This window comes from Micromonospora sp. WMMD1082 (assembly GCF_029626175.1).
In the GTDB taxonomy this organism is placed as follows: Bacteria; Actinomycetota; Actinomycetes; order Mycobacteriales; family Micromonosporaceae; genus Micromonospora.
In genome coordinates this window covers 1,324,785-1,337,727 of record NZ_JARUBM010000002.1, presented here as the reverse complement: position 1 = coordinate 1,337,727, position 12,943 = coordinate 1,324,785, and the positions used below count along the sequence as shown (strand labels likewise).

Here is a 12,943-nt window from a genome sequence, read left to right as displayed (position 1 = left end):
GTACCGGTCGAAGATGCGGTACTGATCGCGCTGAACCTGTACGGGATCTCGTCCGATCAGCGTAAGCACCGGGCGCGGATGAGCGTCCGTATTGCTTCCGCACCAGAGGTGTCGTGGATGGTGATCGTGCCGTTGAACGCGGTAGGGTCGCCGTTTCGGCTCCAAGGGCAAGATCTCTATCTCCGCGAGTCCCTGGTCGGCACGGTTCAGCGGATGGATGCTGACGAGGCGGTTGGTGGCTACTTCCGGGACGACGGGCGGGCTGCGACGCTGAACCCGAACGCGCGGAGCCGTTGTGTGGGCTGCGCCTTCTGCCCAAACACGCTAGAGGCTGCCGCCGATCCTCGAATGTCTGAGGAGCGAATGCTCACTGAGTTGCTGGCAGCGATGGTCGAGCAGCATCCGCGTCGGGATTTGCGCGAGCTGCGTGAGGTGACTGTCTCGACGGGCTGCTTCGAACGCGAAGATGCCGCCGTTGCACACCTGCGTGGCCTGCGGGCGGTGCTCGGTGTGCAAGGCATCGGCGCTCGGATCGGTTTCCTCACGTCGGTCATCCAGTCAGACGCCGCCTTCGCCGATCTCTCTGCTCGCGTTGCGCCGTTTGTTCTGCGGTTGACCGCTGAGTGCTTCACCCGGCGTGACCTTCTGTTGAAGGCGAGCAAGGCTAAGCTCCGGCGCGCCGAGATGCCTGACCTGCTCCATCGGGCACGCCGCGCGGGAGTCGGCACGTCGTTCACCTACATCGTGGGTCTCGACCCGCTCACCGAGTTGCGCGCCGGCGTGGCAGCACTCGGCGAGCACGTGACCGAGTTTCCCAACTTCCAGGTGTACCAGGCCCATAACTCGATCATGGAAGGCTTGCGGACGTCGGGAGCCGAGCATCTGGAGTTCTATCTGCAGGCCAGAGCAACGATTGAAAACCTGCTGGGCGGACGTGGGCTGCGGCCGCAGGCTTGGGAGTGCTACCGGCCGCTGTGGTACTTCACCTTCGCTGGTGAGCGACTGGTGGGAGCCTGACGTGTCTATGGATCTCGCCCAACGCGCCGACGCGCTGTGGCGGGCGCTCACGTACCTGTCAGTCGCACAGCTGCACCTTCGATCGAATCCACTCGCCGCCGACCGCCTTGACGTGTCCGACGTAAAGCCGCACCCATCGGGTCATTGGGGCACGGTACCCGGCTCGGCTTGGGCTCTGGCGCATGCCTGCCTCGCTTCCGGTCGTGGTGTCGGCGTGCAGATCGTGCCGGTTCTCGGCGCTGGTCACGCCGGCGTCGTCCAACGAGCGCTGGCCTGGCTGACCGGCGATATACAACAAGCGGACCGACGGTACGGCCAGGATGTCAATGGGCTCGCGGCACTGGTGGAGGCGTTTCCCAACGGTGACACGTTGGGTTCGGAAGTCCATCCGGCGTTGCCCGCTGGTGCTTACATGGGCGGGTGGCTCGGCGGCGCGCTCGCCTTCGCCCAGGGCCTCGCGCTGGACTCGCCGAACCGGGTCGTCGTGCCGATCCTCGGCGACGGCGAATGCGAGACGCCATCCACTGCGGCGGCTTGGCTGGCCCACCGGGCGCTGGTCGACGCCGGGGTACTGCCGGTAGTCCACCTCAACGGCCACCGGATGGGCGCACGGTCGCTGCTGGGTTCCATGAGCGACAAGCAACTGAGCGCCTACGCCGTAGGTCTTGGCTGGCAGCCCGTCGTCGTCCAGGTCGGGGCAAGTCGCGGGTTGGCCGAGCATGTTGAGTTCCACCGCGCCCTCGTGGACGGCATCGAGGCGGTCGCCCAGGGAGCGCATCGGGTGGTGTTCCTGCGGTGTGTGAAAGGCTGGTCAGGCCCTATTGGGGCGCACAAGACACCGCTTACGGACCTGGTCGGAGATCCATGCCAGCGGACGGCACTGCGTGCCTGGTTGTCGTCCTACCAGCCGCGTGAGCTGTTCGACACCGACGCGCGGCCGGTGGGCGCGCTCGCGTCCGCGCTGCACACAATCCACATTGGCAATTCGTTCCAGGCCGCCTCCCCATTGCCTCCACCAGCGACGCCTGCCGGTCGGGGGTTCGCAGCGGAGGTGACTGCGGTGCTGCGGGCGCATGCCATGTCGGGTGACTTTAAGGTCTTCAGTCCAGACGAGCTGCGGTCTAACCGGCTTGGCGAACTACAGAGCGAATCGTGGGTGCACGAGGTGCTCGCCGAGGAGGTGCTGGTCGGCTGGCTGACCGGGTGGACCGCGAGCGGCCGCCGTGGCGTGCTCGTCTCGTACGAGGCGTTCGCACCGCTGCTGCTGACCGCGCTGGTGGGGCAGCTCAAGCAGCGGCGACTCATCGGACGCGCGCTGCCGAGCATCAACCTGCTGTTGACCTCCTACGGCTGGCACAACGTGTACAGCCACGGCGACCCTTCACTGATCACTGCCCTGTTGGGGATCAGCGACCCGGCCGTGCACGTGTTCACCCCGGCGGACGCGGACCGGGTCGCTCTCGCGCTTGACGACGCGCTGCGATCAACGGCACGGGTCAACGTCATCGTCGCCGGCAAGCACACCACCGCTACGCACCCTCGGGAGACCGTGGAGGAGGAGCGCCGCTGTGGTTTGGCGGTGTGGCCTCACCTCAGCGATCCAGGCGAGCCGGAGCTCACGGTGGTGTGCGCAGGCGACCTCGCCGCAGGCGTCGTCGCGGAGGCCGTCGTCGGTATCCGTAGCCGTTACGGCTGTCAGGTCCGCGTGGTCAACGTCCACGACATGGCGGCTTTCGTGGATTCGGACCTGCATCATTACGTCGGGACAGGCGCCGCCGTCCTGATCCTGACGCTCGGGCACCCGGCCACGATCTGGGGCCTGCTCGGCGGGCGTCTCCGCCGCGACGTCGCAGTGGTCGGCTGGACAGAGCCTCCCTTCCCAATGCCACAGGCCAGGCTCGCGGCGTACACCGGGCTCGATGCCACCGGAGTCACCTCCGCGGCCGGGGCACTTCTGGCCAGGCGGGAGCATTGATGCCAGTCTGCATTGATGCGGTTCGCGTTGTCGCCACCGAAACCGCGCAGGGCGAGGACTCGACGTTCGTCGCCCTCCGTGCGGCCGGCACGACCGGCTGGTATGGGCCAGTGACCGCCGAGATCGGACGGTACGTGGAGGCGATCCTGGCGCACACGGCACTCGGCAAGCCGGTCGACGACCACCGGGGCCTTCATGCAGCCCTGCGCCGAGCGACTCGAGCAGATACAGGCACGGTGGCGTCCTGGGCCGTCGGCGCTGTGGATTGTGCGGCGTGGGACCTCCATAGCCTCCTCGTCCAGGTGCCGGTTGCTCACCTGCTCGGTGCGACCCTCCAGCGGCGGGTGCCGCTTTACGCCTCATGGTTGGGCCTGGACGTAGCCGGTCGCGCCCCTAATGAAGCTGTCGAGCGGGTCAGCCGCGACGGATGGCAGTTCACCAAGTGGGGACTTCGCAGAAACCCGGCTGCCGAAGACCGCGCGACGGAGGCCATCCGGCTCGCGGCGGCGGTCAAGGCGGTGGCGGCGACGCTCGTGCAGGAAGCCGCATTCGACGCCGTCTTCAGCTGGGATCCGGCGTTCACCAGCCTGTTCCTCGATCGCTTGGACCCTGCATCAGTGCGCTGGTTGGAGGATCCTCTACCAGAATGTGATCTTGGAATCTACCGGGTGCTGGCGATGAGAGCGCCGCTGGCGGTCGGCGAGCGACTGCTCCTCCACGCTGACGCGCAGGCCGTGCTCAACGTCAGGCTGCGGGCGTTCACCCTCGACGTGGTTGCATGCGGCGGCCTCACCCGTGCGGTCGAACTGGTGACCACGGCGCGACGGCTCGGCGTGCCGGTCTACCCGCACGGCCGCTCGTTCGTCCCGGCCGTCCACCTCGCCGCCTCGTATCCAGATGCGGTCGCCGCAGTCGAGTACCGCCTGCAGTGGGAGCCGATCCGACAACAGCGGTATGCACAGCCCTGGCTGCCCACACGCGGAGAGATCATCGTCCCCAACTCGCCGGGCCTAGGCGCCACGCCGAGGAGCTGCTGATGACCAAGACCAACCATCGCCTGCCCATTAACGGCACTGTCGCGGCCGATTCGAGCGGACCCTTTCTCGTGCTGTCCGAACGACTCGAAGGACACGACACCTTCCTGACCGGCCAGCTCCAGCTCTACGACGCCCTGCCGGTCCAGGTGCAGATCCTGACCTTCGATGACGTCACGGTCTTGCGCCTGCTCGATCCGTCGCAGACGCCTCCCACCGGGCCGTGGGCCGGCATCCTGCACCTACCGCGCGGTTGGCGCGCTCGCCCCATTCCCGACGACCTCATGGCCGCAGTCCTTATCGCGCGCCGTGACCTCGCCGTCCTCGACGAGGCGGAGCGCCGCTATGCGCTCACGTTTCTTGGCGAGGCGAGCACCTCCGCGATCCGGCAAGCCAGGATCGACGCGATCGTCACGGCCCTGCCAGCAGCGGAAGGCACCGCGTGACACGATTGCTGGTCAGCGTCGACGTTGGGGGAACCCTGTGCCAGATCGAGGGACCCACTGTCGCAACAACGTTGGTGGCGGCGTCGCCGCTCGGCCAGGACGACGCGCGCCGCGTCATCCGCCAGCAGCTGTACACGCGGCCTTCGATCGATGCTGCGGTCATCGCCGAAGTCTGCGACGCGCTGCAACTTCCGGCGAGCTCCTTCCCGAGCCGTATCCAACCTCCGCAGTTGCGGCTCATGTCAGGCGTGGTTGCGGCGGTGCGCTCTGTGAGTCGTCACGCCACCCTGGTTACGTTATCCAACGTGACCTGCCTCGATGCAGGCACCGACAACATGCACGCCTTGCTTCGGCCGTGGGTAACTAAGCACTTTCCGTCTTACCTGACTGGCTACGTCAAACCTGACCCCGCCGCCTTCCATTGCGTGGCCGACGCATGCCAGAGCAGTCCGGCGCATATGGTGCACATCGGCGACGACTGGGACTGCGACATCATCGGTGCCAGAACCGCCGGCGTGACCGCAATATGGGTGTCGAATGGACGACCAGTGCCTGAGCCCGAACTGCTCAACGACACTGGCGTGCTCGTGGCCGCTGATCTCATCGGCGCCAGCCAGCACGTTACCGATCTCGCACGATGGAGGCGACCATGAGTGTGTTCCGCGGAGCCGTCGGCTTCTACAGGCAGTACCGGCCCGGCATCCCACCGACCGTGGCCGAAGTCCTGGACGCCACAGCCCTCACCGGTACGCCGCGGCGGTTACTCGACGTGGGTACCGGCACTGGTCTCGTTGTGGAGGCGCTGCTTGGCCGGTTCGACGACATCATCGCCATCGACAACGACGCCGACATGCTCGCCGCTGCCGAAGCCGCGCTACGCCCGCAGCTGCCGACCGGCACCCACTTGTTGTTGGCGGGGGTCACGGCGGAGGCGTTCACGCCGCCGGCGGGCTGGCAGGCCGACCTCGTGACGATCTGCCGGGCCTTCCATTGGCTCGACCAAGCCACCGTCCTGGCCCGGCTGGACGCACAGGTCAGCCCACAGGGCGCAGTCGCGATCTTCGGTGACAGCAGCTTCTGGACCGCCACTAGCGACTGGAAGGCCGCGGTTCGCTCGGTCATCCAGGACTTTCTCGGTGAGCAGCGCCGGGCCGGGGAACGCACGTTCCAACACCACAACCGACCCTACAGCGACATCATGCGCGAGTCACCGTTTGATCAAGTCGAGGAGTGCGTCGTGCCGGTTACCCGGATCTGGACCGCCGATAGCATCCTCGGGTACCTCCACTCCACCTCGTTCGCCGCGCCGCAGCTGTTCGGCGATCGGCTAGACGAATTCGACGACACCATCCGTGTCACCCTCACCCGGTTCAGCGACACCGACACCTTCCCCGAGGACAACGAGTTCCTCATCCGAATCGGCCGGCGAGGACGGGCGTGAACCGCTGGTTTGGCTCACTCCCAGCCCCTGAGATCTGCACGCGGCTGACCGAGACATCGATCCTGTGCCTACCGATCGGCTCATACGAACAACACGGCCCGCACCTTCCCCTGCACACCGACACCGTCATCGCCGAGCAGTTCACCAACCGCCTCATCGATCGATACGGCGATCAATACGACCTCTGGGCGCTGCCTGTGCTGCCGTATGGCCTGTCCCTGGAACATGCCTGGTCGCCCGGCACCATCTCGCTACGAATTGGCGCCCTCACCACCCTGCTCGACACCATTGTCGGCGAACTCGTACGAGCCACCCCAGCCCGTCGTCTCCTCATCGTCAACGGCCACGGCGGCAACCGCAGCATTCTCGATGCAGTCGGCTACGAACTTCGAGCCACTCACCAGGTGCGGGTCTGCACCGTACACCCGAGCTCGCTCTCGGCCGTCCGCGTCACATCGGCGCTGCCGGAGATCCACGCTGGCATGAAGGAAACCAGCATGATGCTGGCCCTCGCCCCCCACGCTGTGTATCTGGACCGCCTGCCGGAGACGTTCACGGTCAACCTGGCGCACGGCGATGAGATCCAGCGACTCATCCTCGACCGCGGCGCCACCTGGTCGTGGAACTCGGGCGACGCTCGCATCGCAACGTTTGGTATCACGGGCGGGGATCCGCGGCTGGCCTCGGCCGACCTCGGAGAGGACATCATCACCAGCGCGCTGGACGCCTCCGACCAGATCCTCCAACAGTTGTAAGCCTGTCAACCTGATGGGAGACGACCGTGCCCCTCACCGCCGACGAACTGTCCACCTTCAGCACGAAAGGACTGGTCATCAAACGCGGCTTCGTCCCGGCCCACCTAGTCGACCGCGCGGCGGCGCTCGTAACCGACTGGTACCGAACCGACATGGATCAACACCGGCTCGTCGAATACACCCAGCGGACCTTCGCACCGCAGCTCGGCGACCATCCTGACCTGCTCGCGTTGTTCGCCCATTCCGGCGTCGCCCGCCTCGCGGCCGAACTCGTAGGCGACCTGGCACCGGTTGGTACCACACAGATTCAGATCCGCGTCCCGGAACGGGAACTGGACCGGGCGCAACCCGAGAAGGCAATGCACGTCGACGGCGTCGCGTGCCCGCACCTCGACCCTGCCGAACTGCGCACCTTCTCGCTCCTGATCGGCGTCGTGTTGTCCGACGTCAGCGATCCGAGCGGCGGCGCCCTGCGTTACGTCGCTGGCGGGCATCTCCGAATGGCCGACTGGTTCCGCACGCAGTGGTCGCGAGGCATCACCGCCCAAGTACCACCACACATCGATGTAGAACAGGGCACCACACTGCTCGGCAAGCCCGGCGACGTGCTGCTCATGCACCACCTGGTCCCACACGCCGTCGGCCGCAACCTGACCGCCACACCACGGATCATGGCGTACTTCCGCGTCTCCCACGTCCACCATGCAAGCCGCAGGCTCGACGCACTGCGTGATCCATGGCTGGACTTCCCGCCACTCACCGCGCCCGCGCGGTAGCCGAGCCCGATATCAGTGAACCGCGCTGGCGGCGATAGCTGGCGGTGGGCCTTGCTAGCCCGATTCGTGACAACAACGGCCGTGTACCGCCGATAACGACTCCGCGGGCTGAGGGATTCTGCCGATGAAACTGATCTTTCCTGACGAACTTAACCTCGCAGTCCAAGCAATCGAGGCCGGTGGACTAGTCGTAGTGCCGACCCACCGCTGGTACATGATCTGCGCCAACGCCCGCGACCGCGAGGCCTGCAACCGTATCTATGCAGGCAAGGGCAGACCACGGTCCAAGTCGCTAGCCTACGTACTCCCGTCACGCATCGCCGCTGACGACCTGTTCGTCATGACGCCGGCCGCCCACCGACTTGCTGCGGCCTTCTGGCCTGGCGATCTCGCCATGTTCCTTCGCTGGCGCGACCTCGATCACGCGCAGCGACACGAGCCAGTCGGCGTGCCTAACGCTCTCGTAACCCTCGACCCGGGGCTGCTCGGCCAGCTTGCCGAACAGTGCACCGTCCCCATCGCCGCGACTACCGCCAACCGCTCAGACCCGAGCAGTACAACTGGGCCAGCGATCACGGCCGAGGAGGTGCAACAGTTTGTGACGGAGGCCGGCATCAACGTCGCCTACTGCATCAACGGTGGCATCAGCCCGCTGGCCCACCACCTCACCATCATCGACTGCACCGAACCGCATGCGAAGATCGTCAGGTCGGGTGTCGTGCACGACCGGGCCGTCAACGCCGCAATCGCAGCCGTCGCCACAGGCGCAGGCACAGAGGCTGTCTCCTAACCTGGACGATTTGCGGTGCGCCTGTCGGCTCACCACAGGTGGCTGTGCTCAGCGCCCAGTCGCTGAGCAGGCGGGTGCGGGGTGCCGCTTCTGGCCCGCTATGCAGACGTGGGGCGGCTTGTCCCGAGCCTGCACCTCCCCGCCACGTCACGGTTCGCGGCTGGGCCTGCTATCGAGGGTCTGTGGTGGCCGCGACGAGGAGCGGTAGTTTCAGCGGCCGAGCACCCTTTTGCTGTCCTCGATCGGAAGGCGGGTCACATGTCGCACATCGACAGGATCACCGGTGAACTCCGTGCGCTGATGGCGGGTGTCGAGCGCGCGCAGGGGCTGGCAGCCGCAGCCGACAGGCAGGTGCAGGAGGTGTCGATGCGGGCAGCGGGGTCAGGCTTTGCCGCCGTGGCGGCGGGAATAACCCGGGTAGGCGGCGCAGTCACGGCGATCCAGGGCGGCCTGGGCAGCCTCTCCGGTTCAATCGCTGAGGCGACCAAGACCACCACAGCGGTCCCGCAGCAAGCCACCCCACAGGAGACGATCTCCGGGCTCACACCTGTGCAGGCCGCGATGGGCAGCGCCCGTGACTCGGCGTCGGGGGTGATCAAACAGGTCGGTGAGGCACAGCAACTCGTCACCATGATCTTGCAGGGTGGACAGCCCGGGCCGCTGTTGCAGGCGTTGGAGAGCATCAAGCAGGTCTTGGTGCTGGTGGTCCAGCGCATCGGCACCGGCCGGCAGCACGTAGAAGCGGCGATCGCCGAAGCGCGACAGCTCGGGTCCTCGGGAAACTGAGCGGGGCTGGCGGTCACGTACCGACCAGCCCGATCCCTTCCGCCACACGTGCCCCGAGCCTCCAATCTCCCATCCTTGGTGGTGGCACATCCGATGAACGTGGCAGCCCGTGGACCCGTCAACCCACTGGTGCTCTCGGCGGATCACCGACCGGCCCCCGAACCCGCATCCCACCACGAGAGGACGCAGAAGTGCGACGTTCACTGGAGTTGGAGAACGGGTGTGCCGACACGGTCGCTGGCAAGGGTTACCGGGTCCACCAGAACCCGACCAGGCGGGAGATCGCCGAGGCGCGGCAGAACACCGGCGACGTCGGGAAGCCGGACAAGGACCCGGACTACCTGATAGAGGGGCACGTCTTCGACTGCTACTCCCCGACCCCGGGCAAGGCCGTGCGTGGGATCTGGACGGAGGTGTCGGCAAAAGTGGCCAGCCAGCAGACCCAACGCGTGGCGCTGAACCTGCGGGACTGGCGCGGCGACCTCGGCGCCCTGCAGAAACAGTTCGACGACTGGCCAATCCGCCAGCTCAAAGAACTGACGGCGGTGACCCGCAGCGGTGAGATCATTCAAATCGTCCGGCGAGACTGAGAAGGCAGGCAGCACGTGGCTATCGAGTACCGACTGACGCTGGCGGGCCCCATCCCGCTGGAACAGGTGGCCGAACTCGCCGCCCCGAACGGCGTTGACGAGTCGATTCGACCCGGCTACCCCCGACTGCTGGGCGCGGACCTTGCGCACACGTCTGGGTACAGCCTCAGCATCTACGCCGGCAGCAACGGCTACCTCGACGCCGAAGACGACGACGGCTCCCAGTGGGAATGGGAACCCGACACCTACGTCAACATCGTCTTCCACATGCCCAAGGACGACTTCCTGCCCGCCGCGACACCGAACATGGTCACGGCTGTGGCCCGCGTGCTCGCCGGCCGCCCCGAAGACGCCGCGCTGATCCTGAACGGCAACTGGCTGCTACTGACCCGAGTCGCCGGAACTCTACGGAAACACCGCCCCTCATGGTGGGACACCTACGACATCACCGACCTCTGAACGTTCGAGACCATGCCGAGGCGCGCTTGCGGCCACAACGAGAGGAGTATCGCGTGCCTGAGAGGGTCACCCGAGACAAGGTCGTGTGCCATGTCGTGCGCGACGGGAAGCTGCTGGTCTTCCGGCACACCGACTACAGCTACGAGGAGGTCGGCATCCAGGTCCCGGCCGGCAGCATCCGCGAGGATGAGACACCGGAGGCGGCGGCGCTTCGCGAGGCCCGGGAAGAGACGGACCTGACGAGCTTCGCCATCGTGCGGAAGCTCGGTGAGACGCAGTACGACATGAGCCCCTCACCGGTTCGAGGTCCAGCGCCGGCACGTCTCCCACCTGGAGTTGGCCGAGGCGACCCCTGACCGGTGGAACAGCCAGGAGGACCACGACGGGAACCAGGAGCCCGCCCGTTTCGAGTGCTTCTCGATCCCGCTGGAAGCCGCGTACATCCTTAAGTCCGGCCAAGGTGCCCTGCTGGGACGCCTGTATGACTGATCCACCGGTCCATCCGAGGACGTCGACGGAACAGATGGCCTACCTGCACGTCCCCCGGAGCTGTAGCGGGTGCATGGGGGCAGCTCCGGTCCGGCAAAGACGATGCCCAACAGGATCCGGCCGCCGGCCGCGCCGCCGCCTTGAGCACTCCAGGTCGCGTCGCTACGCTGCCCGATATCCCGCAAACTGCGGAGAGGCTGTACCGCTGAATGGGGTTCCAGCGTCCGGCGTCAAGCTCGCTGGCCTCAACCTAGGCGGCACTGCGCAGGACATCGTGCGGTTATCAGCGGCTGTCCGATCGGCGGTGCGGACCTGTCTACTGGGTGCGCTGGTGTGCACTCACCGGAAAGTAAGCGCCGGATGGGTTTCGACGGCTGACCTGCGAGCGTTAGAGTCGGCCGCGTTCGCGCGACCTATCGTCGCGTGCGAGGGACCGGCCGCCGCTCCGCCTCGGAAACGACGCGGCGACCGATCCACCGGCGGGTTCCCGCCTGCCAGCTGCTCGCTGTCAGGTGGGGATCCAGCCCGTCAGGGCGCCTACAAGAGTGGCCAGCGCACCGATAAGAGCCGCCCAGGCGTACAGCCGTGCGGTCTTACGGTCGGGGGCGTGGTCCTCTCGTTCTGCTCCCAACTCGTCACCTCCCTCCATCTACGTCGGAATCCGGCGACCGCAGTGGGGGGACCGTGCGATGGAGACGGTAACGCGCGGGGGGCTCGGGTTGGAACTAGGGTGCCGGTGCGTGGAAGTTGCGTCGCACGGACTTGGAGATATGTGCAAGTGTCTATAGATCCAGGTCGGAGGGGTAGGGCGAGGTGCGTGCGGGGGTGTGTTTGTCGGGCCGGGCAGCGTGTGTGTGCGATACCCGGCACCGTTTTCGCGTCTGCGGTGAACCAGGAACTTCGAGCGTGTCCATAGCGGCTCCAACTCGTTAAGCTTAAGTCCTGCTGGCGGCGCCGCAGTCGATGTACTAGCCGAAATGGTGCCACACTTTGGGGTGTGTGGAAGGCGTGCCGCACCGGCCGGAAACCCGGCATGGGTACCGACAGCACCTGAGGTCCGACCTACGCATGCATCCCGAACTCGCGCCACCCCGAAAGCGTTCTTGCTGTCCGTAACCGTCCGGCCAGCATGAACGCCGCTACCAGGCCGTCATGGCCGAGCCTCCGCACTAATCACTTTGACGAGGAGTCGGAGCGCCCGGCTCCTCGGCCACGGCCGCGAACATGGGCGTGTCGTCGGGCAATCTCGACCGCCGACAGACCAGCGCCACCGACGGCGATGAGCTCGCTCACCCACGAGTTTCCGGTGCCGAGCGGCAGTGGCGGTCCGCAGTGGCGATCCGCCGCCGGGCTGCGACGGCCGGTGATCCTGTCGGCCGGAGGGCGGATGGGCCTTGTCTGATGGGGCGAAGATCCGCCACCAGTGTTAATGCGTGATACACCTTAAGCCGTCACCTGGTTCGGGGTGGCACATCGCGAGCCATGGAACCTCATGACGATAGCTATGCCACCGCGGATGACGATCGAGATCGAGGCGTACGCGCGCCGACTAACCACAGCGAGCGGCGCACCCGCCGGCCCGATCCGCACCACCCAGGCGAGGATGCTCGCTGGAGAGCTGCGTGCCGCGCACCGCCGTGCCCTCGCAGTACGCGACACTGCCGCCGCTGGCCTGCACAGTCACCACGCTTGGACGCTCACGCAGCTCTGCATCTCCATCTACGGGCGCCCCTCGAAGGTCGCCGCTGTACGGAAGGCCGTCGAAAACGCCGCCCGGCCACGCCGCCAGCCGGAGGCAAACGCCGAGGAAGCACTGCTGCTCGCCCAGCACGACGTGCGGGAACTGTGGGCCCTCTACAAGCAGGCCAAGGAGCTGGAGAAAACGTCCTACTGCGAGGCGAAGCCGGAGATCGCGCTGGACCTGCCGGACGAACCCTCCGCGCTGATCGCGGCGGCCGCCGCGCAGATCCGTGAACTCGCCAGCCGGCATGCCGACCTGGTACAGCGCCGAAACCGAGCTGCCGCCGCACTAACCGTGCACGCCGGCTGGACCAAGCGCCAAGCCGCCCGCTTGGCCGGCGCAGCGGTGCGTGACCTGTACCCGCACGAGCGCAAGACCACGAAGGAAGAGGCCAACCCGAAGCTGGTGGCCAACCTCGCCGGCGAGGCACGGCACCTGGACGCCCGTCGCACGGCGCTGATCCGCGCCAGAGACACCACCATCCGGAAGCTGCCGGCCAGCACCGGCCCGGCCGAGCTGGCCCGGCTGGCAAGGCTGTCGGACGAGCGGGTGATCCAGATTCGTGATGGGATCTGCTCGAACGCTTGCTCAGCGCAGGTAAGGAGCACCTGAGGCGCCGGTCTCCAGGGCCGATGGGCCTACCG

14 protein-coding genes are annotated in these 12,943 nt (G+C 66.7%); all 14 read left to right on the top strand.

The window, feature by feature from the left end; all coding sequences use genetic code 11:
- The first annotated feature begins 117 nt into the window (after nucleotides 1-117).
- The 14 genes from O7615_RS06285 (at nucleotide 118) to O7615_RS06220 (ending at nucleotide 12,911) form a co-directional block, all read left to right on the top strand.
- Nucleotides 118-1,017 (top strand): hypothetical protein, encoded by a 900-nt coding sequence (locus tag O7615_RS06285; RefSeq protein WP_278176364.1) that lies wholly within the window; start codon nucleotides 118-120, stop codon nucleotides 1,015-1,017.
- 7 nt (nucleotides 1,018-1,024) lie between these two features.
- Complete coding sequence (locus tag O7615_RS06280; protein WP_278181993.1) at nucleotides 1,025-2,992, top strand: hypothetical protein; 1,968 nt, start codon at nucleotides 1,025-1,027, stop codon at nucleotides 2,990-2,992.
- Entirely contained in the window at nucleotides 2,992-4,029 is a 1,038-nt protein-coding gene (locus O7615_RS06275) for an enolase C-terminal domain-like protein (protein ID WP_278176363.1), read from the top strand. The genes O7615_RS06280 and O7615_RS06275 overlap by 1 nt, the downstream gene beginning before the upstream one ends.
- Nucleotides 4,029-4,472 (top strand): hypothetical protein, encoded by a 444-nt coding sequence (locus O7615_RS06270; RefSeq protein WP_278176362.1) that lies wholly within the window; start codon nucleotides 4,029-4,031, stop codon nucleotides 4,470-4,472. The genes O7615_RS06275 and O7615_RS06270 overlap by 1 nt, the downstream gene beginning before the upstream one ends.
- The gene (locus O7615_RS06265; protein ID WP_278176361.1) at nucleotides 4,469-5,125 is read left to right on the top strand and encodes an HAD family hydrolase; all 657 of its coding nucleotides are present in this window, start codon (nucleotides 4,469-4,471) and stop codon (nucleotides 5,123-5,125) included. Before O7615_RS06270 ends, O7615_RS06265 begins: the two co-directional genes overlap by 4 nt.
- Nucleotides 5,122-5,913, top strand: a complete 792-nt coding sequence (locus tag O7615_RS06260; protein WP_278176360.1) for a methyltransferase domain-containing protein — start codon at nucleotides 5,122-5,124, stop codon at nucleotides 5,911-5,913. The genes O7615_RS06265 and O7615_RS06260 overlap by 4 nt, the downstream gene beginning before the upstream one ends.
- On the top strand, nucleotides 5,910-6,668 hold the full coding sequence (locus O7615_RS06255) for a creatininase family protein (RefSeq protein ID WP_278176359.1): 759 nt from the start codon (nucleotides 5,910-5,912) through the stop codon (nucleotides 6,666-6,668). Before O7615_RS06260 ends, O7615_RS06255 begins: the two co-directional genes overlap by 4 nt.
- 26 nt (nucleotides 6,669-6,694) lie before the next feature.
- On the top strand, nucleotides 6,695-7,444 hold the full coding sequence (locus O7615_RS06250) for a phytanoyl-CoA dioxygenase family protein (protein WP_278176357.1): 750 nt from the start codon (nucleotides 6,695-6,697) through the stop codon (nucleotides 7,442-7,444).
- A 124-nt stretch (nucleotides 7,445-7,568) separates the two neighbouring features.
- On the top strand, nucleotides 7,569-8,234 hold the full coding sequence (locus tag O7615_RS06245; RefSeq protein WP_278176356.1) for a Sua5/YciO/YrdC/YwlC family protein: 666 nt from the start codon (nucleotides 7,569-7,571) through the stop codon (nucleotides 8,232-8,234).
- Between the two features lie 258 nt (nucleotides 8,235-8,492).
- Complete coding sequence (locus O7615_RS06240; RefSeq protein WP_278176355.1) at nucleotides 8,493-9,020, top strand: DUF6244 family protein; 528 nt, start codon at nucleotides 8,493-8,495, stop codon at nucleotides 9,018-9,020.
- 191 nt (nucleotides 9,021-9,211) lie between these two features.
- Nucleotides 9,212-9,610 (top strand): hypothetical protein, encoded by a 399-nt coding sequence (locus O7615_RS06235; RefSeq protein WP_278176353.1) that lies wholly within the window; start codon nucleotides 9,212-9,214, stop codon nucleotides 9,608-9,610.
- 15 nt (nucleotides 9,611-9,625) lie between these two features.
- Nucleotides 9,626-10,069 (top strand): SitI3 family protein, encoded by a 444-nt coding sequence (locus O7615_RS06230; protein ID WP_278176352.1) that lies wholly within the window; start codon nucleotides 9,626-9,628, stop codon nucleotides 10,067-10,069.
- A 53-nt stretch (nucleotides 10,070-10,122) separates the two neighbouring features.
- Nucleotides 10,123-10,425: an NUDIX domain-containing protein gene (locus O7615_RS06225; protein WP_278176351.1), complete on the top strand. Its 303-nt coding sequence runs from the start codon at nucleotides 10,123-10,125 to the stop codon at nucleotides 10,423-10,425.
- Between the two features lie 1,649 nt (nucleotides 10,426-12,074).
- Nucleotides 12,075-12,911 (top strand): hypothetical protein, encoded by an 837-nt coding sequence (locus O7615_RS06220; protein ID WP_278176350.1) that lies wholly within the window; start codon nucleotides 12,075-12,077, stop codon nucleotides 12,909-12,911.
- The last annotated feature ends 32 nt before the right edge of the window (nucleotides 12,912-12,943 follow it).